Annotated in this window: 17 protein-coding genes; 9 read left to right on the top strand and 8 right to left on the bottom strand. The window is 57.5% G+C overall.

The features are described from left to right. Positions 1 to 12 precede the first annotated feature (12 nt). Positions 13 to 2,859, bottom strand: coding sequence for a two-component system sensor histidine kinase RcsC (gene rcsC, locus G0034_RS15895; RefSeq protein ID WP_023330948.1), 2,847 nt, complete (start codon positions 2,857 to 2,859; stop codon positions 13 to 15). 134 nt (positions 2,860 to 2,993) lie between these two features. Beyond that, a complete protein-coding gene (gyrA, locus tag G0034_RS15900) occupies positions 2,994 to 5,630 on the bottom strand; it encodes a DNA topoisomerase (ATP-hydrolyzing) subunit A (RefSeq protein ID WP_014884608.1) in 2,637 nt (878 codons plus the stop codon). A gap of 146 nt (positions 5,631 to 5,776) precedes the next feature. Between gyrA and ubiG the strand changes: the two genes are divergently transcribed. From ubiG to yfaE, 4 genes are all read left to right on the top strand, one after another. Then, positions 5,777 to 6,505, top strand: a complete 729-nt coding sequence (ubiG, locus tag G0034_RS15905) for a bifunctional 2-polyprenyl-6-hydroxyphenol methylase/3-demethylubiquinol 3-O-methyltransferase UbiG (protein WP_014884609.1) — start codon at positions 5,777 to 5,779, stop codon at positions 6,503 to 6,505. 347 nt (positions 6,506 to 6,852) lie between these two features. Then, positions 6,853 to 9,138, top strand: a complete 2,286-nt coding sequence (gene nrdA, locus G0034_RS15910; RefSeq protein ID WP_014884610.1) for a class 1a ribonucleoside-diphosphate reductase subunit alpha — start codon at positions 6,853 to 6,855, stop codon at positions 9,136 to 9,138. A 100-nt stretch (positions 9,139 to 9,238) separates the two neighbouring features. Further along, complete coding sequence (gene nrdB, locus G0034_RS15915) at positions 9,239 to 10,369, top strand: class Ia ribonucleoside-diphosphate reductase subunit beta (RefSeq protein WP_014884611.1); 1,131 nt, start codon at positions 9,239 to 9,241, stop codon at positions 10,367 to 10,369. After that, positions 10,369 to 10,623, top strand: a complete 255-nt coding sequence (yfaE, locus tag G0034_RS15920) for a class I ribonucleotide reductase maintenance protein YfaE (RefSeq protein WP_008500234.1) — start codon at positions 10,369 to 10,371, stop codon at positions 10,621 to 10,623. The genes nrdB and yfaE overlap by 1 nt, the downstream gene beginning before the upstream one ends. An 81-nt stretch (positions 10,624 to 10,704) precedes the next feature. On the opposite strand, the gene glpQ is transcribed toward yfaE, so the two are convergent. Both glpQ and glpT read right to left on the bottom strand, forming a co-directional pair. After that, on the bottom strand, positions 10,705 to 11,760 hold the full coding sequence (gene glpQ, locus G0034_RS15925; RefSeq protein WP_023337558.1) for a glycerophosphodiester phosphodiesterase: 1,056 nt from the start codon (positions 11,758 to 11,760) through the stop codon (positions 10,705 to 10,707). Between the two features lie 11 nt (positions 11,761 to 11,771). Continuing rightward, complete coding sequence (glpT, locus tag G0034_RS15930; protein ID WP_014884613.1) at positions 11,772 to 13,124, bottom strand: glycerol-3-phosphate transporter; 1,353 nt, start codon at positions 13,122 to 13,124, stop codon at positions 11,772 to 11,774. 252 nt (positions 13,125 to 13,376) lie between these two features. On the opposite strand from glpT, the gene glpA reads away from it, so the two are divergent. From glpA to glpC, 3 genes are read left to right on the top strand one after another with little or no spacing between them, the layout of a single operon-like run. Beyond that, positions 13,377 to 15,005 (top strand): anaerobic glycerol-3-phosphate dehydrogenase subunit A, encoded by a 1,629-nt coding sequence (glpA, locus tag G0034_RS15935; protein WP_179121081.1) that lies wholly within the window; start codon positions 13,377 to 13,379, stop codon positions 15,003 to 15,005. Then, positions 14,995 to 16,212 carry a glycerol-3-phosphate dehydrogenase subunit GlpB gene (gene glpB, locus G0034_RS15940; protein ID WP_014884615.1) on the top strand — a complete coding sequence of 406 codons (1,218 nt, stop codon included), beginning with the start codon at positions 14,995 to 14,997 and terminating at the stop codon, positions 16,210 to 16,212. Before glpA ends, glpB begins: the two co-directional genes overlap by 11 nt. Then, on the top strand, positions 16,209 to 17,399 hold the full coding sequence (gene glpC / locus G0034_RS15945) for an anaerobic glycerol-3-phosphate dehydrogenase subunit GlpC (protein ID WP_179121082.1): 1,191 nt from the start codon (positions 16,209 to 16,211) through the stop codon (positions 17,397 to 17,399). The genes glpB and glpC overlap by 4 nt, the downstream gene beginning before the upstream one ends. 32 nt (positions 17,400 to 17,431) lie before the next feature. Here glpC and G0034_RS15950 read toward each other — a convergent pair whose 3' ends face one another. The 4 genes from G0034_RS15950 to tctD form a co-directional block, all read right to left on the bottom strand. Then, positions 17,432 to 18,631 carry a nicotinamide mononucleotide deamidase-related protein YfaY gene (locus G0034_RS15950; RefSeq protein WP_179121083.1) on the bottom strand — a complete coding sequence of 400 codons (1,200 nt, stop codon included), beginning with the start codon at positions 18,629 to 18,631 and terminating at the stop codon, positions 17,432 to 17,434. 93 nt (positions 18,632 to 18,724) lie between these two features. Beyond that, positions 18,725 to 19,264: a YfaZ family outer membrane protein gene (locus G0034_RS15955; RefSeq protein WP_023330955.1), complete on the bottom strand. Its 540-nt coding sequence runs from the start codon at positions 19,262 to 19,264 to the stop codon at positions 18,725 to 18,727. Positions 19,265 to 19,393: 129 nt separating this feature from the next. Beyond that, positions 19,394 to 20,803, bottom strand: a complete 1,410-nt coding sequence (locus G0034_RS15960) for a sensor histidine kinase (protein ID WP_023330956.1) — start codon at positions 20,801 to 20,803, stop codon at positions 19,394 to 19,396. Then, a complete protein-coding gene (gene tctD, locus G0034_RS15965; RefSeq protein WP_014884620.1) occupies positions 20,790 to 21,464 on the bottom strand; it encodes a transcriptional regulator TctD in 675 nt (224 codons plus the stop codon). Before tctD ends, G0034_RS15960 begins: the two co-directional genes overlap by 14 nt. Positions 21,465 to 21,605: 141 nt before the next feature. Here tctD and G0034_RS15970 point away from each other — a divergent pair, with 141 nt between their 5' ends. Further along, entirely contained in the window at positions 21,606 to 22,586 is a 981-nt protein-coding gene (locus G0034_RS15970) for a Bug family tripartite tricarboxylate transporter substrate binding protein (protein ID WP_014884621.1), read from the top strand. An 11-nt stretch (positions 22,587 to 22,597) separates the two neighbouring features. Further along, positions 22,598 to 23,029, top strand: coding sequence for a tripartite tricarboxylate transporter TctB family protein (locus G0034_RS15975; RefSeq protein WP_014884622.1), 432 nt, complete (start codon positions 22,598 to 22,600; stop codon positions 23,027 to 23,029). Positions 23,030 to 23,035: the final 6 nt, after the last annotated feature.

A 23,035-nucleotide genomic window follows, 5' to 3' on the forward strand; every position in this document is an offset into this window, starting at 1 on the left:
AAAGGGCCTTTTTTAGATCCTCGTTTTCCTGACGCGTTCCGCATAGACCGACAAGGTCTGCTTCAGCACGTCCAGCGTGACCGGTTTCGACAGACAGCTGTCCATGCCTGACTCCAGGCATCGCTGTTTCTCTTCCGCCAGCGCGTTCGCCGTGACGCCCACCACCGGCAACGTCAGGCCAAGCTGGCGGATACGTTGCGTCAGACGGTAGCCGTCCATGTTAGGCATGTTGACGTCACTGAGAACGATATCAATATGATTTTTACTCAGCACATTCAGCGCATCCACGCCGTCATTGGCCGTTTTGCACTGGTAGCCAAGCGACCCGAGCTGGTCTGCCAGCAGTCGGCGGTTAATCGGATGGTCATCCACGACCAGAATCATCATATCGTCATTCACTGACGCCAGACCTTCCGGTGACGGCAATTCACCGGCTCCGTCGTTCTCTTCCAGCTGCACTTTGTAGATGCGTGCCAGCAGGCTCAACAGCTCATGCGGCGTGGCGACACTGTGTACCCACTCTCCCGGCGCACGTTCAACCGGTATGCCAATGTGGCGACGACAGAAGAGTACCGTTCCTCTCCCCTGCCACGCCTGTTCCGGCATCTCGTCGGCGATCAGCACGTCATCCGCGTCCGGCGTCTGGTCTTCATAGCGGCACACCCTCACGCCGCTATGGGTAAGCAGCGCCGTCAGGTAATCATTCAGCGAAGCGTTATTCACCGCCAGCCAGCAGCGCTTATCGCTCAGCCCGTCAACCGTCGCTTTTGCCGGATACTGCGCCGAATAGAGCGGAATACGGATGGTGAACTGGCTGCCCATGCCGGGCTCGGTATCCACCGAGATATCACCGTCCATCATGCTGACGAGCTTCTCACAAATCGCCAGCCCCAGACCGGTGCCCTGGAAGTTACGCTGCACGCCGGTGCCGACCTGGAAGAACGGGTCGAACAGGCGAACCACTTCCTTCGCCGGGATGCCCACACCCGTGTCACGGACGCGAATGCTCAGGTAATCCCCCGCCCGGCAGACGTGTAACACGATACAGCCAATATCGGTGAATTTGATGGCGTTGCTAAGCAGGTTAGAGATGACCTGCTGCAGGCGCATCGGATCGCCGTGCAGCGTCAGCGGCACATCCGGTTCAATAAAGCAGTAGAGCCCCAGCTGTTTACGCACCACCAGCGGCAGATAGTTGGCGCTGATGTGGTTCATCACTTCACGCGGCGAAAACTCCCGCGGTTCGATTTTCAACTGCTCAGACTCAATTTTAGAGAAATCGAGAATATCGCTGATGATTTTCAGCAGCAGACTGGAGGAGTTGTTCATCGCCGTCACCAGCCTGTCGACCCCTTTCGGCAGCTCTTTCGTCTGCAACAGGTCGAGGTTACCGATAATCCCGTACAGTGGCGTACGCAGCTCGTGGCTGACGGTGGCAAGGAACATAGATTTCGACTGGCTGGCCTGCTCCGCCGCCTGCGCCATCTCCTGCAACGACTCCTCCATCTTCACGCGTGCGGAGACATCCACCAGCACGCAAATCGCCACGTTTTCATTACGATAGCGGGAGTGAACAAAGCTGATCTGCAGGTTGGTATGGGTGCTGGTGAGCACGTCGACAAAGTTTACCTGCTGACCGCAGATGATTTGCGTCAACCTTTGACGATCCTCATGCGTCAGCATGTTCAGATAGTTGTGCGCCAGCTCGTTACTCAGGATGTTGGTCCCGTCCTGAGTACGCAGAATACAGATCCCCACCGGTGCCGAGGCGACTATCTTACGGTTAAACTGCTCGTGCTCTTCCAGACGCTGGGCGTCGCTTTCGGCGGGAATAAAGATTCTTCGCTCATACATGCGCGCCAGCGTAAACAGCGCCCCTCCCACCAGCAGGTTGAGCAGAATTGCATTCATAATCAGAATGCGTATCCGCTCCAGCACCATATCGACCGGCAGCGAGTAGACGATACTCAGCGACGACGGTGGCAGGCTTTTTTTCAGCACCAGCTCACGAAAGCCGGAGGTGTAACCAAACCACGAGCGTTCCTGCATCCAGTGCGGATCGACGTTCAAACGGTTATCCGGCCCGGCAAGCGAGATCAGCTGATGTCCGTTTTCATCCAGAATGGTCACACCCATCGGCAGGCTGCCTGGCGTGAAGAAGTTTTCCATGCGGATAGTCTGCTCAATGCCCAGCAGCGCCTGCAGGCGGTTACCGAGGTAAACCGGCGTCAGCGCGTAGAAATAGCCCACGCCCATGCGCGGCCCCTGGCTAATCCAGAAGATGTTATTCCCGCGCTCGTCCTGCGGCGCATTGCGATATTTCACAATACGCTCATGCAGGCTTTTCAGCGCATCATCACGCTCGACGGGCACGTCGCGCAGGCCGAAGTCAGCCATGCAGAGATTTTCGCTGCCAATCAGGAAGACGCGATTGAGATCGTAGGCGGCGGAAAAATTGTCGCGCCAGTAGCGCATAAACCAGGCGAGGGATTCCAGCGACCCGCGCCAGGTGTTGCTCATGGTGGAGCAGTCGGAGTCCGGGAACAGCGGCTGGAAGTCCGGCACTTCGGTTTTGTCATTACGCCCGCGAAGCGCCAGGATGCCGTTTTCCGCCGTCAGTCGGTTTTCGGCAATATACTTCAGCTCCTTCATTACATCAGATGTTCGCTGAATGTAACGCTGGGCCTGATCGGAGCTTAAATTAAACTCCTGGCGGATCTCCGCTTCTTTCTTGTGCAGCGCGTTGACGATGTAGAACACCGACAGCAGGACCACCAGCAACCAAAGCAGGAGCGCCAGCGCCCGGAACAGATAGCGAGAAACTTTCAGCGTGGTACGAAAGGAGACGAGGTATTTCAAAGGGGCGAGGCTCCGCCGTCGGGGTCAAAAGAATGTGGTTAAGGTAGCGGTAAACGCGGCTTGCCGCAACGTTCACTTGTCTGCTTACGTAAAAGAAAAGGGCCGGAATCCGGCCCTTTTTGCGTCAGGAGACATTACTCGTCAGCGTCATCCGCTGCATCATCGTCGGTGTCCGCTTCCGGCGCGATTTCATCGTCACCTTCCGCAACGCTACCGTCGATGGAATCGAGCTCTTCGTCATCCACCGGCTCAGCCACGCGCTGCAGACCCACCACGTTTTCATCTTCCGCAGTACGGATGAGGATAACGCCCTGGGTGTTACGACCCACCACGCTGATCTCAGATACGCGTGTACGCACCAGCGTACCGGCATCAGTGATCATCATGATCTGGTCGGCATCATCGACCTGTACCGCACCCACAACGGAACCGTTGCGCTCGGTAACCTTAATAGAGATAACGCCCTGCGTGCCACGTGATTTGGTCGGGTATTCGCTTTCCGCGGTACGTTTACCGTAACCGTTCTGGGTGACGGTCAGGATTGCACCTTCGCCGCGAGGAACGATCAGGGAAACAACGGAATCTTCACCCGCCAGTTTGATACCGCGTACACCGGTCGCTGTACGACCCATTGCGCGCACGGCGTTCTCTTTGAAGCGCACCACTTTACCGGCCGCAGAGAACAGCATGACTTCATCAGAACCGGAGGTCAGATCCACACCGATCAGCTCGTCGCCTTCGTTCAGGTTCACCGCGATGATCCCGGCGGAACGTGGACGGCTGAACTCGGTCAGCGCGGTTTTCTTCACGGTACCGCTGGCGGTCGCCATAAAGACGTTCACGCCCTCTTCGTACTCGCGTACCGGCAGAATGGCGGTGATACGTTCGTTCGCTTCCAGCGGCAGCAGGTTGACGATTGGACGACCACGCGCGCCACGGCTCGCTTCAGGCAGCTGATAGACTTTCATCCAGTACAGACGGCCACGGCTGGAGAAGCAGAGGATCGTGTCGTGGGTGTTGGCCACCAGCAGACGGTCAATAAAGTCTTCTTCTTTAATACGTGCCGCAGACTTGCCCTTGCCGCCACGACGCTGTGCTTCATAGTCGGTCAACGGCTGATACTTCACATAGCCCTGGTGAGACAGGGTGACCACCACATCTTCGCGGTTGATCAGATCTTCAATGTTGATATCAGAGCTGTTCGCGGTGATTTCGGTGCGGCGCTCGTCGCCAAACTGGTCGCGGACCAGCTCCAGCTCTTCGCGGATCACTTCCATCAGGCGCTCTGCGCTGCCCAGAATGTGCAGCAGCTCGGCAATCTGCTCCAGCAGCTCTTTGTATTCGTCGAGCAGTTTTTCATGCTCAAGGCCGGTCAGTTTCTGCAGACGCAGATCCAGAATCGCCTGGGCCTGCTGTTCAGTCAGGTAGTACTGACCGTCACGTACGCCGAACTCAGGTTCCAGCCACTCAGGACGCGCCGCGTCATCACCCGCACGCTCCAGCATCGCCGCCACGTTACCCAGATCCCACGGACGGGATACCAGTCCGGCTTTTGCTTCTGCCGGGGTTGGCGCGCGACGGATCAGTTCAATGATCGGGTCGATGTTGGCCAGCGCAACCGCCAGCGCTTCAAGGATGTGCGCACGGTCGCGCGCTTTGCGCAGTTCAAAGATGGTACGGCGGGTCACCACTTCGCGGCGGTGACGCACGAACGCGCTCAGGATCTCTTTCAGGTTCATGATCTTCGGCTGACCATGGTGCAGTGCCACCATGTTGATACCGAAGGAGACCTGAAGCTGAGTCTGGGAGTACAGATTGTTCAGTACAACCTCACCCACCGCGTCGCGTTTGATCTCAATCACGATGCGCATACCGTCTTTGTCAGACTCGTCACGCAGCGCGCTGATGCCTTCAACACGTTTTTCTTTTACCAGCTCGGCGATTTTTTCAATCAGACGGGCTTTGTTCACCTGATACGGGATCTCGTGAACAATAATGGTTTCACGGCCGGTTTTAGCGTCCGCTTCCACTTCGGCGCGGGCACGGATGTAAATCTTGCCGCGACCGGTGCGGTACGCTTCTTCAATACCGCGACGACCGTTGATGATCGCCGCCGTCGGGAAGTCCGGGCCCGGGATGTGCTCCATCAGCCCTTCAATGCTGATGTCTTCATCTTCGATATAGGCCAGGCAGCCGTTGATCACTTCCGTGATGTTGTGCGGCGGAATGTTAGTTGCCATACCCACGGCGATACCGGACGAGCCGTTCACCAGCAGGTTAGGGATTTTCGTCGGCATGACGTCAGGGATTTTTTCCGTGCCGTCGTAGTTATCAACGAAATCAACCGTCTCTTTTTCCAGGTCGGCCATCAGCTCATGGGCAATCTTCGCCAGACGGATTTCCGTATAACGCATTGCCGCGGCGGAGTCGCCGTCGATAGAACCAAAGTTACCCTGACCATCTACCAGCATGTAACGCAGCGAGAATGGCTGCGCCATACGGACGATAGTGTCGTACACCGCGGAATCACCATGGGGATGGTATTTACCGATTACGTCACCAACGACACGGGCAGATTTTTTGTAGGCTTTATTCCAGTCATTGCCCAATACGTTCATGGCGTATAGTACGCGACGGTGTACCGGCTTCAGGCCATCGCGGACGTCCGGCAGCGCACGGCCAACAATGACCGACATCGCATAGTCCAGATAGGAGCTCTTCAGCTCTTCCTCGATGTTAACCGGTGTAATTTCTCTCGCAAGGTCGCTCATCTAACCGCTATCCCTCTACTGTATCCCGGATTCAAAGGTCGCAAATTATAACACAGCCGCGGTGATTGAGGTAAACCTATACGCTTTATTCATGGGGATTGCCTGATATACTCCTTTGTCTTGCTAAATAAGGAGTAAAAGCGCCCATGAATGCCGAAAAATCCCCGGTGGCTCACAACGTTGACCACGAAGAGATTGCCAAATTTGAAGCGGTGGCGTCCCGCTGGTGGGATCTCGAAGGTGAGTTCAAACCGCTGCATCGCATTAACCCGCTGCGTCTGGGCTATATCGCGGAGCGTTCCGGCGGCCTGTTCGGTAAGAAGGTGCTTGATGTCGGCTGCGGCGGCGGCATCCTGGCGGAGAGCATGGCGCGCGAAGGCGCGACGGTCACCGGTCTGGATATGGGCTTTGAACCCTTGCAGGTGGCCCGTCTCCATGCGCTGGAGTCAGGGATCCAGGTTGAATACGTGCAGGAAACCGTGGAAGAACACGCGGCAAAACATGCCCACCAGTATGATGTGGTGACCTGCATGGAGATGCTGGAACACGTTCCCGATCCGCAATCCGTGGTGAACGCCTGCGCAAAACTGGTGAAACCGGGCGGTCAGGTCTTCTTCTCAACCATCAACCGTAACGGTAAAGCCTGGCTGATGGCCGTCGTCGGCGCGGAATATGTGCTGCGCATGGTGCCAAAAGGCACGCACGACGTGAAGAAATTCATTAAGCCTGCTGAATTACTGAGCTGGGTTGATCGGACGTGGCTTAAAGAGCAGCACATTACCGGCCTGCACTACAATCCGCTGACCGATAAATTCAAACTCGCCCCGGGCGTGGATGTTAACTATATGTTGCATACAACCGCCAAAAACGACTAACGTCATTCGTTATTCTTATAAAGATTGCGCGACATCATGTTGCGCAATTCTGCCCTCCCGTTGAAGAAATCAGCACTCGATCAAATTTTGAATTTTTTTTCTTAATTATTGACATGTCGTCCAGGCCTTACGGTACGAGGACTTAGCCTTTTTTACCCTTTCACAACCTCAATTTAACGTCAAAATCAACCCTTGTGCTGAAAAGATTCGATACTAGAATACTCACCATATAGCGTTTTTCTTATCGCAAACCCCCTATATGTAGTATTTATCCACAGAGTTAGTCACAAGACGATTCTGTGGATAAGCGGGGGATATTTTTTATTTCACGGACAGGTAAAACCCACATGAATCAGAGTCTGCTGGTGACAAAGCGCGACGGGACGACCGAGCGTATCAATCTGGACAAAATCCATCGAGTTCTCGACTGGGCAGCAGAAGGACTGAACAACGTATCTATCTCCCAGGTTGAACTGCGTTCCCACATTCAGTTCTACGACGGCATCAAAACGTCTGATATCCACGAAACGATTATCAAAGCAGCGGCAGATCTGATCTCCCGCGACGCACCGGATTATCAGTACCTTGCTGCACGTCTGGCGATTTTCCACCTGCGTAAAAAAGCCTACGGCCAGTTTGAGCCGCCTGCGCTTTACGATCACGTGGTGAAAATGGTTGAGCTGGGCAAATACGACACGCATCTGCTGGAAGACTATACGGAAGAAGAGTTCGAGCAGATGAACGGGTTTATCGATCACTGGCGCGATATGAATTTCTCCTATGCGGCGGTGAAGCAGCTCGAAGGCAAATACCTGGTTCAGAACCGCGTTACCGGTGAGATCTACGAAAGCGCCCAGTTCCTCTATATTCTGGTGGCCGCCTGCCTGTTCTCAAACTACCCGCGTGACACCCGTCTGGATTACGTGAAGCGTTTCTACGATGCGGTATCGACGTTCAAGATTTCTCTGCCAACGCCAATCATGTCTGGCGTGCGTACCCCTACCCGTCAGTTCAGCTCCTGCGTACTGATCGAGTGTGGCGACAGCCTGGATTCCATCAATGCGACCTCCAGCGCCATTGTGAAATACGTCTCCCAGCGCGCCGGTATCGGCATCAACGCCGGTCGTATCCGTGCACTGGGCAGCCCGATTCGCGGCGGTGAAGCGTTCCACACCGGCTGTATCCCGTTCTACAAGCACTTCCAGACGGCAGTGAAATCCTGCTCTCAGGGCGGCGTGCGCGGCGGTGCTGCGACCCTGTTCTACCCAATGTGGCACCTGGAAGTGGAAAGCCTGCTGGTGCTGAAAAACAACCGTGGCGTGGAAGGCAACCGCGTGCGTCACATGGACTACGGCGTACAGATCAACAAACTGATGTACACCCGTCTGCTGAAAGGGGAAGACATTACCCTGTTCAGCCCGTCCGACGTCCCGGGCCTGTACGACGCGTTCTTCGCCGATCAGGACGAGTTCGAGCGTCTGTACACCAAATATGAAAAAGACGACAGCATCCGCAAGCAGCGCGTGAAGGCGGTCGACCTGTTCTCCCTGATGATGCAGGAGCGTGCCTCTACCGGCCGTATCTACATCCAGAACGTTGACCACTGCAACACCCATAGCCCGTTTGATCCGGTGGTTGCGCCAGTACGCCAGTCTAACCTGTGCCTTGAGATCGCTCTGCCGACCAAGCCGCTGGAAGACGTGAACGACGAAAATGGCGAAATTGCGCTGTGTACGCTGTCTGCGTTCAACCTGGGTGCAATTAAAAGCCTGGACGAGCTGGAAGAGCTGGCCGTGCTGGCGGTTCGTGCGCTCGACGCCCTGCTGGACTACCAGGATTACCCAATTCCGGCCGCTAAACGTGGCGCGATGGGTCGTCGTACCCTGGGTATCGGCGTGATTAACTTCGCCTACTGGCTGGCGAAAAACGGTAAGCGTTACTCCGACGGCAGCGCCAATAACCTGACGCACCAGACGTTCGAAGCCATTCAGTATTACCTGATGAAAGCGTCTAACGAACTGGCGAAAGAGCAAGGCGCATGCCCGTGGTTCAACGAAACCACCTATGCAAAAGGCATTCTGCCGATCGACACCTACAAGAAAGACCTGGATGCGATCGTCAGCGAGCCGCTGCACCTTGACTGGGAAGGCCTGCGCGAGTCCATCAAGACTCACGGTCTGCGCAACTCCACGCTCTCTGCCCTGATGCCGTCTGAGACCTCTTCGCAGATCTCCAACGCCACTAACGGTATTGAGCCGCCGCGCGGCCACGTCAGCATTAAAGCGTCGAAAGACGGCGTGCTGCGTCAGGTGGTACCGGACTATGAAACACTCGGGAACAACTACGAGCTGCTGTGGGAAATGCCAAACAACGACGGCTACCTGCAGCTGGTGGGTATCATGCAGAAGTTTATCGACCAGTCGATCTCTGCCAATACCAACTATGACCCGACGCGTTTCCCGTCTGGCAAGGTACCGATGCAGCAGCTGTTGAAAGACCTGCTGACCGCCTACAAATTTGGCGTGAAAACGCTGTACTATCACAACACCCGTGACGGTGCAGAAGACGCGCAGGACGACATGGTACCGTCAATTCAGGACGATGGCTGCGAAAGCGGCGCATGTAAGATCTAAGCACTTCGCCGGGTGGCACTAAGCTTACCCGGCCTACGGTTTTGTAGGCCCGGCAAACGCAGTGTTGCCGGGCAATAAAATCTCAACAGGACTCACCGCAATGGCATACACCACATTTTCACAGACGAAAAACGACCAGCTCAAAGAGCCGATGTTCTTTGGCCAGCCGGTCAACGTGGCACGCTACGATCAGCAAAAATATGACATCTTCGAAAAGCTGATTGAAAAGCAACTCTCCTTCTTCTGGCGTCCGGAAGAAGTAGACGTCTCCCGCGATCGCATTGATTACCAGTCGCTGCCGGATCACGAAAAGCATATCTTCATCAGCAACCTGAAGTACCAGACGCTGCTGGATTCCATTCAGGGCCGTAGCCCGAACGTGGCACTGCTGCCGCTGATTTCCATTCCCGAGCTGGAAACCTGGGTGGAAACCTGGGCATTCTCCGAGACGATTCACTCCCGCTCTTATACACACATCATCCGCAACATCGTGAACGATCCGGCGGTGGTGTTTGACGATATCGTCACCAACGAGCAGATCCAGAAGCGTGCGGAAGGCATTGCGCACTATTACGACGAACTGATTGAGATGACCAGCTACTGGCACCTGCTGGGTGAAGGTACGCATAACGTGAACGGTAAAACCGTTACCGTGAACCTGCGCGCGCTGAAAAAACAGCTGTACCTGTGCCTGATGAGCGTCAACGCGCTGGAAGCGATCCGCTTCTACGTGAGCTTCGCCTGCTCCTTCGCCTTTGCCGAGCGCAAGCTGATGGAAGGCAACGCCAAAATCATCCGTTTGATCGCCCGTGACGAAGCCCTGCACCTGACCGGCACCCAGCACATGCTGAACCTGCTGCGCAGCGGTACGGATGACCCTGAAATGGCGGAAATCGCCGAAGAGTGCAAGCAGGAGTGCTATGACCTGTTCGTGCTGGCGGCTCAGCAGGAGAAAGAGTGGGCAGACTACCTGTTCCGCGACGGTTCCATGATTGGCCTGAACAAAGACATTCTCTGCCAGTACGTTGAGTACATCACCAACATCCGTATGCAGGCTGTCGGTCTCGACCTGCCGTTCCAGACGCGTTCTAACCCAATCCCGTGGATCAACACCTGGCTGGTGTCCGATAACGTGCAGGTTGCGCCTCAGGAAGTGGAGGTGAGTTCTTACCTGGTCGGTCAGATTGATTCTGAAGTCAACACTGACGACCTGAGCGACTTCCAGCTCTGATGTCACGCGTCACGTTAAGTCTTTCCGGCACTGAGGTGCTGTGTCGGGAGGAGCACCCTTCTCTGCTGGTGGCGCTTGAGGCGCATCAGGTAGAAGTAGAGTACCAGTGTCGTTCCGGCTATTGCGGCTCCTGCCGCTGCCGTCTGGTCGCCGGCCAGGTGGACTGGCTGACTGAACCGCTGGCCTTTATCAACGAAGGGGAAATTTTGCCCTGCTGCTGCCGGGCAAAAGGCGATATTGAGATCGAGATGTAATTGCCCTGGTTCCCTCTCCCTGTGGGAGAGGGTTAGTTCGTAGGCCGGGTAAGGCGCAGCCGCCACCCGGCAATTCCAGTGTTAATCCTTCAAAAAACTCACTGCTTTATCCGGGAAATCCGTAAACAACCCGTCCACGCCCGCCTGGTTATACAACACCTCATAAAGCTGATTCACGTCCGTGGCATACGGCGGCAGCTGGTCTGCGCGCACGGTATACGGATGAACCTGCATCTTGCTGGCATGCGCCTCTTTCACCATCGCCGTCAGCTTCACGTGACCCGGCGTGGAGCCTTCTGCCACCAGCATGTGGTAATCCGGTCCGATGCCGTCAGCGTACTGAGCAATCTGCTTCATCGCGCCCGGCTTAAACATCCAGTCGTAGTTGTAGTTCACCCACTTCCCGTCCGGCTGTTTCTCCTGGGTTTCATTCCAGTCGGTGTAGGCAATCAACTGCACCAGATTGAGCTCCATCCCCATCTTCGGCTCCAGCTCGGTTTTAATGCGCTTCAGCTCGGCGGCGTCAAAACACTGCAGGTAAACTTTGTCCTTCTTGCTGGTGTAGCCGTACTGTTTCAGGACCTCCAGGGTTTTCGCGGCAATATCCTTCCCTTCCTGATGATGGAACCACGGCGCTTTGATTTCCGGGTAGATACCGATATTTTTACCGGTCGAGTGGTTCAGCCCCTGAACAAACTCTATCTCCTCCTGGAAGGTGTGAATACGGAAGTCAGATTTGCCCATCGGGAAACGTCCCGGATAGACCTGTACCTTCTTGCCGTTTTCAATCTCGAACCCTTCGGTAAACTTCAGGGAGCGGATCTCCGCCAGGGTGAAATCAATGGCGTAGAAACGACCATCTTTACGCGCGCGGTCCGGGAAACGCTCCGCTACGTCCGTTACGCGGTCAAGATAGTGGTCATGCAGGACGACCAGCTGGTCGTCCTTCGTCATTACCAGATCCTGCTCCAGATAATCCGCGCCCTGCGCATAGGCCATCGCTTTCGCCGGCAACGTATGCTCCGGCAGATAGCCGCTCGCGCCGCGGTGGGCAATCACGATTTTATCCGCCGCCAGCGCGGAGCCTGTCATCAGGCCCGCCAGCAGCAGACCGGTGGTTAAATGAGATAATTTCATGGGCATGTTCCTTATTGACGACGCGCCAGCACTTCAGCGTGGTGACGTTTCTCACCGATCATTACGACAATCAACAGCAGTACCGCCAGCACGCTACCGCCAATCATCACCATAAAGCCGCCGTCCCAACCGAAGAAGTCCACGGTGTAGCCCACGATGGCGCTCGCCGCGACTGAACCGCCCAGGTAGCCGAACAGGCCGGTAAAGCCTGCCGCCGTGCCCGCCGCTTTTTTCGGTGCCAGTTCCAGGGCATGCAGGCCAATCAGCATGACCGGGCCATAAATCAGGAAGCCGATGACGATCATACAGGCCATGTCTACGCCCGGGTTGCCCGGCGGGTTGAGCCAGTACACCACGGTGGCGATGGTCACCAGGGTCATGAAGAACACGCCTGTTGCACCACGGTTACCTTTAAACACTTTGTCCGACATCCAGCCGCAGATCAGCGTGCCCGGGATCCCCGCGTATTCATACAGGAAGTAGGCCCAGGAGGATTTATCCAGCGCGAAGTGCTTCACCTCTTTCAGGTAGGTCGGTGACCAGTCCAGAATGCCGTAACGCAGCAGATAAACGAACACGTTGGCCACCGCGATGTACCACAGCAGTTTGTTAGGCAGCACGTACTTCATGAAGATCTGCTTCGCGGTCAGCTCTTCTTCGTGCTTCTCGCTGTAATCATCCGGATAGTCGTCTTTATACTCTTCAATCGGCGGCAGGCCGCAGGATTGCGGCGTATCGCGCATCAGCGCGAAGGCAATAATCGCCACCAGAATGGCGCCAAACGCAGGCATGTAGAGCGCAGCGTGCCAGTCGTTGAACCAGGCCATCCCCAGCAGGAACAGCAGCGGCGGAATACCGCCACCCACGTTATGCGCGCAGTTCCACACCGACACAATGCCGCCGCGCTCTTTCTGCGACCACCAGTGCACCATGGTACGTCCGCATGGCGGCCATCCCATCCCCTGGAACCAGCCACAGAGGAACAGCAGCACGAACATAACGGCAATGCTGGAGGTTGCCCACGGCACAAAACCCATGAACAACATCACCGCAGCCGCCAGAATCAGACCGGCGGGCAGAAACACGCGCGGATTCGAGCGATCTGACACGGACCCCATAATGAACTTGGAAAAACCATACGCGATAGAGATCCCCGACAGCGCGAACCCCAGATCGCCGCGTGAAAAGCCCTGCTCCACCAGATACGGCATGGCGAGCGCAAAGTTTTTACGCACAAGATAGTACGCCGCGTACCCGAAGAAGATCCCCAGGAAAATTTGCCAACGCAGACGACGGTATAGCGGATCAATCTCTGCCTCTGGCAGACGCGCCCGATGCGGCGCGGGTTTGAAAATACTGAGCATGACAGCCTCCGTGGCCTTGAATTGAATGAGCAGGTGGCTCGCACCTGAATTCCAGAGCCGGGGATGTTAAGAAATCATGGTGATTGTTACTGTGAATCAACGCACATATTGTTACAGAAATATGACAGAATGCGCAAAAAAGCGCATGAAATCACGTTTCACTTTCGAATTTCGCGCGTTTATGTTCGAAATCAAACAAACCACAGTTTTCATGTGGCTAAATGATAAAAAAACGAACATTAAGGGAAGACAATGACAATTCACGATCCTCGCTACAGCGATGTGATTATCATTGGCGGTGGTGCCACCGGCGCCGGTATCGCTCGCGATTGCGCCCTTCGCGGATTAAGCGTCACGCTTCTGGAACGCCACGATATTGCCACGGGCGCGACCGGGCGTAACCACGGCCTGCTTCACAGCGGCGCACGATACGCCGTCACTGACGGTGAGTCGGCACGGGAATGTATTGCGGAAAACCAGATCCTCAAGCGTATCGCCCGCCACTGCATTGAACCGACCGATGGCCTCTTTATCACCCTTCCCGAAGATGACCTCGCCTTTCAGGAAACCTTTATCACCGCCTGTAACGCAGCAGGTATTCAGGCGGAGGCCATGGATCCGGCGCGGGCACGGCAGCTGGAACCGTCGGTCAACCCGGCGCTTATTGGCGCAGTGAAAGTCCCGGATGGCACCGTCGATCCGTTCCGCCTGATCGCCGCCAATATGCTGGATGCCCGGGAACATGGGGCGCGCATTCTGACCGGACATGAAGTGACCGGACTTATCCGCGAAGGCCATCGCGTCTGCGGCGTGCGGGTGTTTGATACGCAATACCACGAACACAGCGAGCTGTTTGCCTCCGTCGTCATTAATGCCGCGGGGATCTGGGGGCAGCGCATTGCAGAATACGCTGACCTGTCGGTGCGCATGTTCCCGGCGAAAGGCTCGCTGCTGATCCTCGACCATCGCATCAATAACCATGTGATCAACCGCTGCCGCAAACCGTCTGATGCCGATATCCTCGTGCCGGGCGATACCATTTCGCTGATTGGTACGACCTCAACCCACGTCGACTACAGCGACATTGACTACAACCGCGTGACCGCCGAAGAGGTGGATATCCTGCTGCGTGAAGGCGAGAAACTGGCCCCGGTGATGGCCCAGACGCGTATTCTGCGTGCCTACGCGGGCGTGCGTCCTCTTGTCGCCAGCGATAACGATCCGAGCGGACGTAACGTTAGCCGGGGCATCGTGCTGCTCGACCACGCCGAACGCGACGGCATGGACGGATTTATCACCATTACAGGCGGCAAATTAATGACCTACCGCCTGATGGCCGAATGGGCCACCGATGCAGTCTGCCGCAAGCTGGGGAATACCAAGCCGTGCGTGACGGCAGAACAACCGCTGCCAGGATCGCGTCAGTCCACCGAAAAAACGTTGCAAAAAATCATCTCCCTGCCCGCCCCGCTGCGCGGTTCCGCGATTTACCGCCACGGGGACAGAACGCCGGTCTGGCTCGGCGAAGGTCGGCTGAGCCGCAGCCTGGTGTGCGAGTGCGAAGCCGTCACCGCGGGCGAGGTGCAATACGCGGTGGAGAACCTGACGGTCAAGAGCCTGCTCGATCTCCGCCGTCGCACCCGCGTCGGCATGGGAACCTGCCAGGGTGAACTGTGCGCCTGCCGTGCGGCGGGTCTGCTGCAGCGTTTTCATACCACGACTGCCACCCAGTCGCTCGATCAGCTCAGCGCCTTTTTAAACGAGCGCTGGAAAGGCATTCAGCCTGTCGCCTGGGGCGATGCCCTGCGTGAGAGCGAGTTTACCCGCTGGGTCTACCAGGGGCTTTGCGGTCTTGAGAAGGAGCAACACGATGAAATTTGATACCGTGATTGTCGGCGGCGGGCTGGCGGGCTTGCTCTGTGGCATCAAGCTCACGAAGCAGGGGCTGCGCTGCGCCATTATCACCCGGGGGCAGAGTGCCCTGCACTTCTCGTCGGGATCGCTGGATCTGGTGGACGACACGTACCGCGACAAACTGCCGCCGGAGCACCCGTATCATCGGGTTGGCGCGCAGCATATTGACCGCTTTGCGCTGGAAACCGAAGCGCTGCTGGCTGACTGCGGTGCGCGTCTGAAGGGGAGCGCCAGGCAAAATCATCAACGCATCACGCCGCTTGGCACCCTGCGTTCCGCATGGCTCAGCCCGGAGGAGGTCCCCGTTGCCCCTGTGAGCACAGGACGGGTACGGGTCGTGGGTATTAGCGGCTTTCTGGATTTTCAGCCCCATCTTGCGGCGGCGTCACTGTGTCGCCAGGGCGTGAACGCCGAGACGGCAGAGATAGAACTGCCTGAACTGGATGTCCTGCGCGAAAACCCGAGCGAGTTTCGCGCGGTGAATATCGCCCGCTTTCTGGATAACGAAGACAGATGGCCGCTGCTGTATGAGGCGCTCAGACCGCTCGGTGAAACCTGCGATACGCTGTTGATGCCTGCCTGCTTTGGACTCAGCGATAACCGCCTGTGGCGCTGGCTGTCGGACCGTCTGCCCTGCTCGCTCGGCCTGCTGCCAACGCTTCCCCCTTCCGTGCCCGGCATTCGCCTGCATACCCAGATCCAGCGCCAGTTTGTGGCGCAGGGCGGCGTGTGGATGGCGGGTGACGAGGTGAAAAAAATCACCCTGACGGACGGCGCGGTGAGTGAAATCTGGACCCGCAACCACGGTGATATTCCGCTTCGCGCCCGCTATACGGTGCTGGCAAGCGGCAGTTTCTTCAGCAACGGGCTGCTGAGCAGCCGGGAGGGCATCCGGGAAGCCATTATGGGGCTTGATGTCCGGCAAGGCGCGTCCCGCGCGGACTGGTATCAGAGTGATTTCTTCTCGCCGCAGCCCTGGCAACAGTTCGGCGTGATGGTTGATAACCAACTGCACCCGCAACTGTCCGGTAAGCCCGTCAGGAATCTCTTTGCCATTGGCTCGCTGTTGGGCGGGTACGATCCCATAACTCAGGGGTGCGGTGGCGGGGTCTGCGCCGTCACGGCGCTGTATGTGGCAGAGCAGATTAGCCAGCGCGCGGAGGCGGAACAATGAACGATACCCGTTTTGAAAGCTGCATTAAATGCACGGTCTGCACAACCGTCTGCCCGGTCAGCGGCGTGAACCCGCGCTATCCCGGACCGAAACAGGCCGGGCCTGACGGCGAGCGTCTGCGCCTGAAGGACGGTAAGCTGTACGACGAGGCGCTGAAATACTGTATCAACTGCAAACGCTGCGAAGTTGCCTGCCCGTCGGATGTGAAAATCGGCGATATCATCCAGCGCGCCAGGGCGCGCTACAGCACGCAAAAGCCGTCCCTGCGCGATGCCATCCTCAGCCATACCGACCTGATGGGCAGCGTCTCAACGCCGTTTGCCCCGCTGGTCAATGCCGCGACCGCCCTCAAACCGGTGCGCCAGCTGCTGGATGCCACGCTGAAGATAGACCATCATCGCAGCCTGCCGAAATATTCTCACGGCACCTTCCGCCGCTGGTACAAATCCGTCGCGGCGGAGCAGGCGCAGTACGCCGACCAGGTGGCCTTTTTCCACGGCTGCTATGTGAATTACAACCACCCGCAGCTGGGCAAAGATCTGCTGAAGGTGCTAAACGCCATGGGAACGGGCGTTCAGCTACTGAACAAAGAGAAGTGCTGCGGCGTACCGCTGATCGCCAACGGGTTTACCGATAAAGCGCGCAGGCAGGCTCAGAGCAATGTCACGTCACTGCGCGAAGCGATTGTCGATAAAGGTATTCCGGTGCTGGCGACCTCGTCCACCTGTACCTTAACCCTGCGCGATGAGTACCCGCATCTGCTGGACGTGGATAATACCGGCCTGCGCGAGCACATCGAGCTGGCGACACGCTTCCTGTGGCGCAAGCTCGATAGCGGGCAGACGTTGCCGCTGGGGAAATTGCCCCTGAAAGTGGTGTATCACACCCCGTGTCATATGGAGAAAATGGGCTGGTCGCTCTATACGCTTGAGCTGCTGCGGTTAATTCCCGGACTTGAGCTGACGGTGCTGGATTCGCGCTGCTGCGGGATTGCGGGAACCTACGGCTTTAAGCGCGAAAACTACGCAACCTCCCAGGCGATTGGCGCCCCGCTGTTCCGACAGATCGAAGAGAGCGGCGCGGATATCGTGGTGACCGACTGCGAAACCTGTAAATGGCAGATCGAGATGTCCACCAGCAAGCGCTGTGAGCATCCGATTACCCTGTTGGCGAACGCGCTGGGCTGAACATGGCCGGGGCGAACGCCCCGGCACAAACATTACTCGACGAACAGCGACTCAACAACGTTAATCCAGCCGTGCTCGCTGGCGACCTCTTTGCCATTGAGCCAGCGGCGCAGCATATTCAGCGCCATCATGGCGCAGACTTCCTGACGCACCGCCAGACTGTGGCGAGTGATGCTCATTTTGCCCCTCAGAGCCCAGGTCCCCTCCGGCGTCGCCAGCGCGACGTTAAGGTGTTCCTCATCCAGCCCACCCACGAACAGCGCCAGACCGGCAAAATGTTTAACCCGTCGCTCCGAGGCCCAGCGGGCGGTTTGCGCCAGGGTCTCCTGCTGGAACGGCACCACTTCGCTGGCCAGCAGCGGCGCGCTGGCGCGCGACAATTGCAGCGCCAGCAGGCCACCGGTGAACTGCTCGCTTAAGGTCACGCTCAGCTGACGATCCTGCAGGTGCTTCGCAATCTGCGCAGGCAACCCCTCCGTCCCTTCAAAGATCAGGCTTTCGCCCGCCACGCGCTGCACTTCGGGCCACAGGGCCAGCATCGCCGCTTTCTGCGTCGCCGGTCCTGTCAGCTTGAGCTCAATGATCGGCATAGAGGAGCGATAGCCCATGGACACGCCCGGCGGCAATTGCAGGTGGTCAAGACTCTGGGCCAGATCGCTTTCAGAACGGCCAAACGTGGTCAGTCGCAGGCACAGCGGAGGTTCAGGCAGGGTAAAACGGTCGCGAAGGCGCGGCAGGATCTTCTGCTCAACCATCACTTTAAATTCGGAAGGTACGCCGGGCGTGAAGAACATCAGGCAACGGTTCAGCTGCAGGGCAAACCCGCACGCGGTGCCGACCGGGTTATCAACCAGCTCAGCACTGGCGGGGATTTCAGCTTGCTTGCGGTTGCTGGGGGCCATAACGCGGCCACGTTCGGAGAAAAAGCGTTCCATCTGTGAAAGCCATGCCTCATGCAGCACCAGCCCTTCACCTTTTGCGGTTGCGGCGGCCAGCGCGCTGAGATCGTCACTGGTAGGACCGAGTCCGCCATTCACGATCAGCACATCGCAGTGTTCGCTCCGCTCACGCAGAATGCTGACCAGCGACTCAAGATTGTCGCCTACCGTATTGCGACGCGTTAACGGTAATCCTTGCTCAAAGAAAAGATCGGCAAGCCAGGCAGCATTGGTATCAATAATTTGTCCATGCAGCACTTCGTCGCCGGTGGATAACATCTCCACGTTAATCATTGTGTTCTCCCGCTTATTTGGTGAAAACACTATAGCGCAAACGCGGGAGGGAGAAGAGAGAAACTGGCGCGACGGAACGCCGCGCCGACAGGATTAGAAGCCTGCGCTTACGCCCACATAGGGACCGTCGGCCAGCGCGTTGTCGCGGTTGCCGTCTTTGCCCGCCAGGTTCAGGTAGCGATAGCCCGCCTCGATGGTAATCGGACGCATGATGGTCCAGCGCGCGCCGGCGTTGGCTTCTTCATAGCTGTCGATACCGCTGGAGAGCGAGTCCGGAGAGTAGTAATACTCGCCAAACAGACCGAAGCTGTCGCCAATTTTCCACTGCAGGCCGCCACCCACCGCTGCCGCATACCCTTCGTCACCGTCGTTCGGGTTGGTATAGATACCTTTACCGCCGACGGTCGCCAGGAATGGACCAAGAGGAATGTTCAGACCCAGACCGAGGCTTGCCGCATCGCCGTCGTCATCGTTATGCGTCCAGCCACCGGTCATCGCCAGACCGGAAGTCTCTGTTCCCAGGCCAAAGCCCAGGTGGGTATAGTCCTGACCCGCCGAGCCGTTGAAGCTGATGGCGTTAGCCGCCGCAGATACAACCATCAGGCCGAAGCCCAGTAATGCCACTTTTTTCATTGTCATGATCCCGCGCAATTTTATAGAGAAGTCCCAAAACCGCGAGATTTTAACCTGAGTCTCCCGGGGATCAAGCACTCTGCGTGCGGCGGGGGGGAAGATTGTAACGATTTGAAACTTGCGGCTTTTTTATGCAAGCAACAGAAAGCGCATTTTGACACACAGGCCACCCAGGGATTCACTGCGGTTGAGTTGCAAATGGCTGCGGTGCAGCCGGGCAATGTCACCCGCCAGTGCCAGCCCGATCCCGGAACCGGCAGCGTCCCCAACGTTGTCCAGGCGGTGGAAAGGGAGCATTGCCTGGTGAATTTGATCCTCTTCAATACCGGGGCCGCTGTCTTCAACGCGCAGCTCAACGGCACCGGCCTCTGCGCGCAGGAAAACGGTCACGGTCCCGCCTGCTGGGGTATATTTAATCGCGTTCTCCAGCAGGTTAGCGCACAGTTCGCCCAGCAGGACGTCATCGCCTTCGATCATGACCGGCTGCTCCACACCGTCATAACCCAGATCGATCCCTTTGCTCCGCGCCTGCGCCAGTCGGGAGAAGCAGCAGTTCTGCACCACCTGAACCAGATCCACAGGCGAGAACTGACGATCGCCCTGCTCTCTCCCCTTCACCGCCGAAAGCTGCAACAGCCGCTCGGTGAGTACGATAGTCTCATCCAGCGTGGCGTTCATTGCCCGCAGACTCTCCTGCCACAAAGCGGGATCCTGGCGAGTAAGCGCGACAGACACCTGTGTTTTAAGTACCGCCAGCGGCGTTTTGAGCTGGTGCGATGCATCCGCGTTGAAACGTTCCTGACGCGAAAGCACGCCGCGCAGACGGTCGATATAGCGGTTAAAAGCCACAATCAGCAGCCGGGTCTCGGACCAGGGCAACAGCTCCGGCAGCGGTGCCAGCAGGCCCGGCTCGCGCCGCACCATCAGCGAGGAGAGCTGGCGCATCGGACGCAACACGCGGCGCAGCATCCAGGCGGTTAGCACCAGCGTCAGCAGCACCAGCAGCCCCTGCGAAACCCAGGATGAAAAGAGCAACTGGCTGGCGAGATAGCGGCGTGACTGGAGCGTCTCCGCAACGTATATTTCCGCCATGCCAAAAATAGAATCTTGATTCACGGGCTGCAGCAGACGCGCCACCCGAATCGCCTGCCCGCGATATTCGGTATGGTAAAACCACGCCAGCGCGGGGTAGAGCGTGGTACGCGATGTTGCAGGCGGCATCTTCGGCAGATCGTCATAGCCGGAGATCACCCGCCCGTCGGGGTCGACCACCTTGTAATAGAGCCGGTCGTTCATGTTGAGCTCAAAGCTATCAAGCACCACCCAGGGCACGTCCACCGCCAGCTTGCCGTCGCGTACCTCCAGCCGTTCCGAAATGGTGCGGGCAGAGGATAACAGCGTGCGGTCGTAAGCCTGCGTGGCCGCCTGCAACGCGCTGACGTAGCTGTTAAAGGCTGACAATCCCCACAGCAACAGTAGCGGCAGGCCAAGGAAAAGCAGCAGTTGCAGATAGAGCGACTGCGGCTTAAACCCTCTCATCGCCGCACTCCAGCACGTATCCCAGCCCCCGTAACGTGGTGATCCGCACGCCGCTGCCGGTGAGCTTCTTTCGCAGGCGGTGAATATAAAGATCGATACTTTCAGGGCTGACGTCGTCGTTCAGGCTGAACACCTGGTCAAAAAGCTGCTGCCGCGAAACCGGACGGGTGCGGCGGTGCATCAGCACTTTCAGCAGAGAGAGCTCGCGCGGCGTCAGGGAAAGCGGTTCATCGCGGAGCAGGAAAAAGCCCTCGTCGTCATACTCCAGTTCCCCAAGACGCTGGCGTTCCTGCGTGCGCCCCTCGCTTCTGCGCAACAGGGCACGCAGCCGGGCGTCAAGCTCCTCCAGCTCAAACGGTTTTGGCAGATAATCATCCGCCCCGGCGTTCAGGCCCTTTACCCGGTCCGCCACGTTGCTGCGCGCAGTCAGGAACAGGACGGGCAGCGTCTGCCCCCGTTTTCTGAGGCGATGGACCACTTCCAGGCCGTCAAAACCGGGCATGCCGATGTCCAGAATAGCAACCGCGTAATGTTCTCCCTGCAGCAGATGGTCGGCGGCACGCCCGTCAGACACGCAATCCACGGCGAAGCCCTCCTGCACCAGTGCTTTCTCCAGCCAGTGAGCCAGCTCACGATTATCTTCTGCCAGTAAGAGACGCATGTCACATCCTGTAAAGTTGGTTCCCCATTGAAAGGGAAATGAAAGGTTATTGTTTTAACAATCACGCAACGGAACCGCTACAAGGCGGTTCACATAATCAGAAAAAAGACCCATACCCGTACCCCGGCGTGAGGATAAACGATGAAAAAACACTTACTTTCTACCCTTGCTGCAAGCGCATTCCTGTTGAGTACCTCTGTCGTTCAGGCGCAGGACGCCCCGTCCCGTACCGAATGTATCGCCCCGGCCAAACCGGGTGGCGGTTTCGATCTCACCTGCAAATTGATTCAGGTCAGCATGCTGGAGACGAAGGCCATCGAGAAACCGATGCGCGTGACCTACATGCCCGGCGGCGTGGGCGCGGTGGCCTATAACGCCATCGTCGCACAACGACCTGCGGAAGCGGGGACGGTGGTGGCCTTCTCCGGTGGTTCACTGCTGAACCTGTCTCAGGGCAAGTTTGGCCGTTATGGCGTGGATGACGTGCGCTGGCTGGCGACCGTCGGTACCGACTACGGGATGATTGCCGTGCGTGCCGACTCACCGTGGAAGTCCCTGAAAGACCTGCTCACCGCCATGGAAAAAGATCCGAACAGCGTGGTGATTGGCGCAGGCGCGTCGATCGGTAGCCAGGACTGGATGAAAGCCGCCCTTCTCGCGCAACAGGCGAAGGTTGACCCACACAAAATGCGCTACGTGGCCTTTGAAGGCGGCGGCGAGCCGGTTACGGCACTGATGGGCAACCATGTTCAGGCCGTTTCCGGCGATCTCAGCGAGATGGTGCCTTACCTGAACGGGGACAAAATCCGCGTGCTGGCGGTCTTCTCGGAAAACCGTCTGCCGGGACAGCTGGCTAACGTGCCGACCGCCAAAGAGCAGGGTTACAACCTGGTCTGGCCGATCATCCGCGGGTTCTTCGTCGGGCCAAAAGTGACCGATGCCGAGTACCAGTGGTGGGTCGACGCGTTCAACAAACTCCAGCAGACCGAAGCGTTTAAGAAACAGCGCGATTTGCGCGGGCTGTTTGAATTTAACCTGACCGGTAAGCCACTGGATGAGTACGTCAAAAAACAGGTGAATGACTACCGCGAGCAGGCGAAAGCCTTTGGCCTGGCGAAATAACCGGAGGCGCTATGAGCGATCGTATTTTTGCCGGGATATGGCTGCTGCTCTGCGTTGGCGGGATGTTTGTCGCCTGGCAGATCCACAGCGAATACAGCTATGAACCCGTAGGGCCACGCCCCTTCCCGATGGGCATTGTCGGCCTGATGCTGCTCTGCTCGGTGGCGCTGCTGTTGCGCCACCCGGACACCGTCGAGTGGCCACCGCGTCGCATTCTGCAGCGTCTGCTGGTGATGGTCATTGTCCTGCTGATGTACGCCTGGGGCTTTGAATGGCTCGGCTTCCCGGTGGCGACCGCCATCCTGACGATGGTGATCGGCATGCTGTTTAACGCCACCCTGCCTGCGGCAGGGATCTCAGGCGTGGTGATGGGGATTTTACTGTGGTACGCCTTTGACCGCCTGCTGGACGTGACGTTACCGCTCGGCGCCTGGCTTAATTAACGGAGC

Origin of the sequence: Enterobacter sp. T2 (genome assembly GCF_010692925.1) — a bacterium.
Taxonomy (GTDB): domain Bacteria; phylum Pseudomonadota; class Gammaproteobacteria; order Enterobacterales; family Enterobacteriaceae; genus Enterobacter; species Enterobacter kobei.

Excerpts from the sequence above, each read along its gene's own strand:
- tctD (WP_014884620.1), bottom strand. The coding sequence starts at position 21,464 with ATGCGTCTCTTACTGGCAGAAGATAATCGTGAGCTGGCTCACTGGCTG.
- glpQ (WP_023337558.1), bottom strand. The coding sequence starts at position 11,760 with ATGAAATTATCTCATTTAACCACCGGTCTGCTGCTGGCGGGCCTGATG.
- yfaE (WP_008500234.1), top strand. The coding sequence starts at position 10,369 with ATGTCACGCGTCACGTTAAGTCTTTCCGGCACTGAGGTGCTGTGTCGG.
- G0034_RS15970 (WP_014884621.1), top strand. The coding sequence starts at position 21,606 with ATGAAAAAACACTTACTTTCTACCCTTGCTGCAAGCGCATTCCTGTTG.
- gyrA (WP_014884608.1), bottom strand. The coding sequence starts at position 5,630 with ATGAGCGACCTTGCGAGAGAAATTACACCGGTTAACATCGAGGAAGAG.
- glpA (WP_179121081.1), top strand. The coding sequence starts at position 13,377 with ATGACAATTCACGATCCTCGCTACAGCGATGTGATTATCATTGGCGGT.
- glpT (WP_014884613.1), bottom strand. The coding sequence starts at position 13,124 with ATGCTCAGTATTTTCAAACCCGCGCCGCATCGGGCGCGTCTGCCAGAG.
- glpB (WP_014884615.1), top strand. The coding sequence starts at position 14,995 with ATGAAATTTGATACCGTGATTGTCGGCGGCGGGCTGGCGGGCTTGCTC.
- glpC (WP_179121082.1), top strand. The coding sequence starts at position 16,209 with ATGAACGATACCCGTTTTGAAAGCTGCATTAAATGCACGGTCTGCACA.
- ubiG (WP_014884609.1), top strand. The coding sequence starts at position 5,777 with ATGAATGCCGAAAAATCCCCGGTGGCTCACAACGTTGACCACGAAGAG.
- G0034_RS15960 (WP_023330956.1), bottom strand. The coding sequence starts at position 20,803 with ATGAGAGGGTTTAAGCCGCAGTCGCTCTATCTGCAACTGCTGCTTTTC.
- nrdB (WP_014884611.1), top strand. The coding sequence starts at position 9,239 with ATGGCATACACCACATTTTCACAGACGAAAAACGACCAGCTCAAAGAG.
- G0034_RS15950 (WP_179121083.1), bottom strand. The coding sequence starts at position 18,631 with ATGATTAACGTGGAGATGTTATCCACCGGCGACGAAGTGCTGCATGGA.
- G0034_RS15955 (WP_023330955.1), bottom strand. The coding sequence starts at position 19,264 with ATGAAAAAAGTGGCATTACTGGGCTTCGGCCTGATGGTTGTATCTGCG.
- nrdA (WP_014884610.1), top strand. The coding sequence starts at position 6,853 with ATGAATCAGAGTCTGCTGGTGACAAAGCGCGACGGGACGACCGAGCGT.
- G0034_RS15975 (WP_014884622.1), top strand. The coding sequence starts at position 22,598 with ATGAGCGATCGTATTTTTGCCGGGATATGGCTGCTGCTCTGCGTTGGC.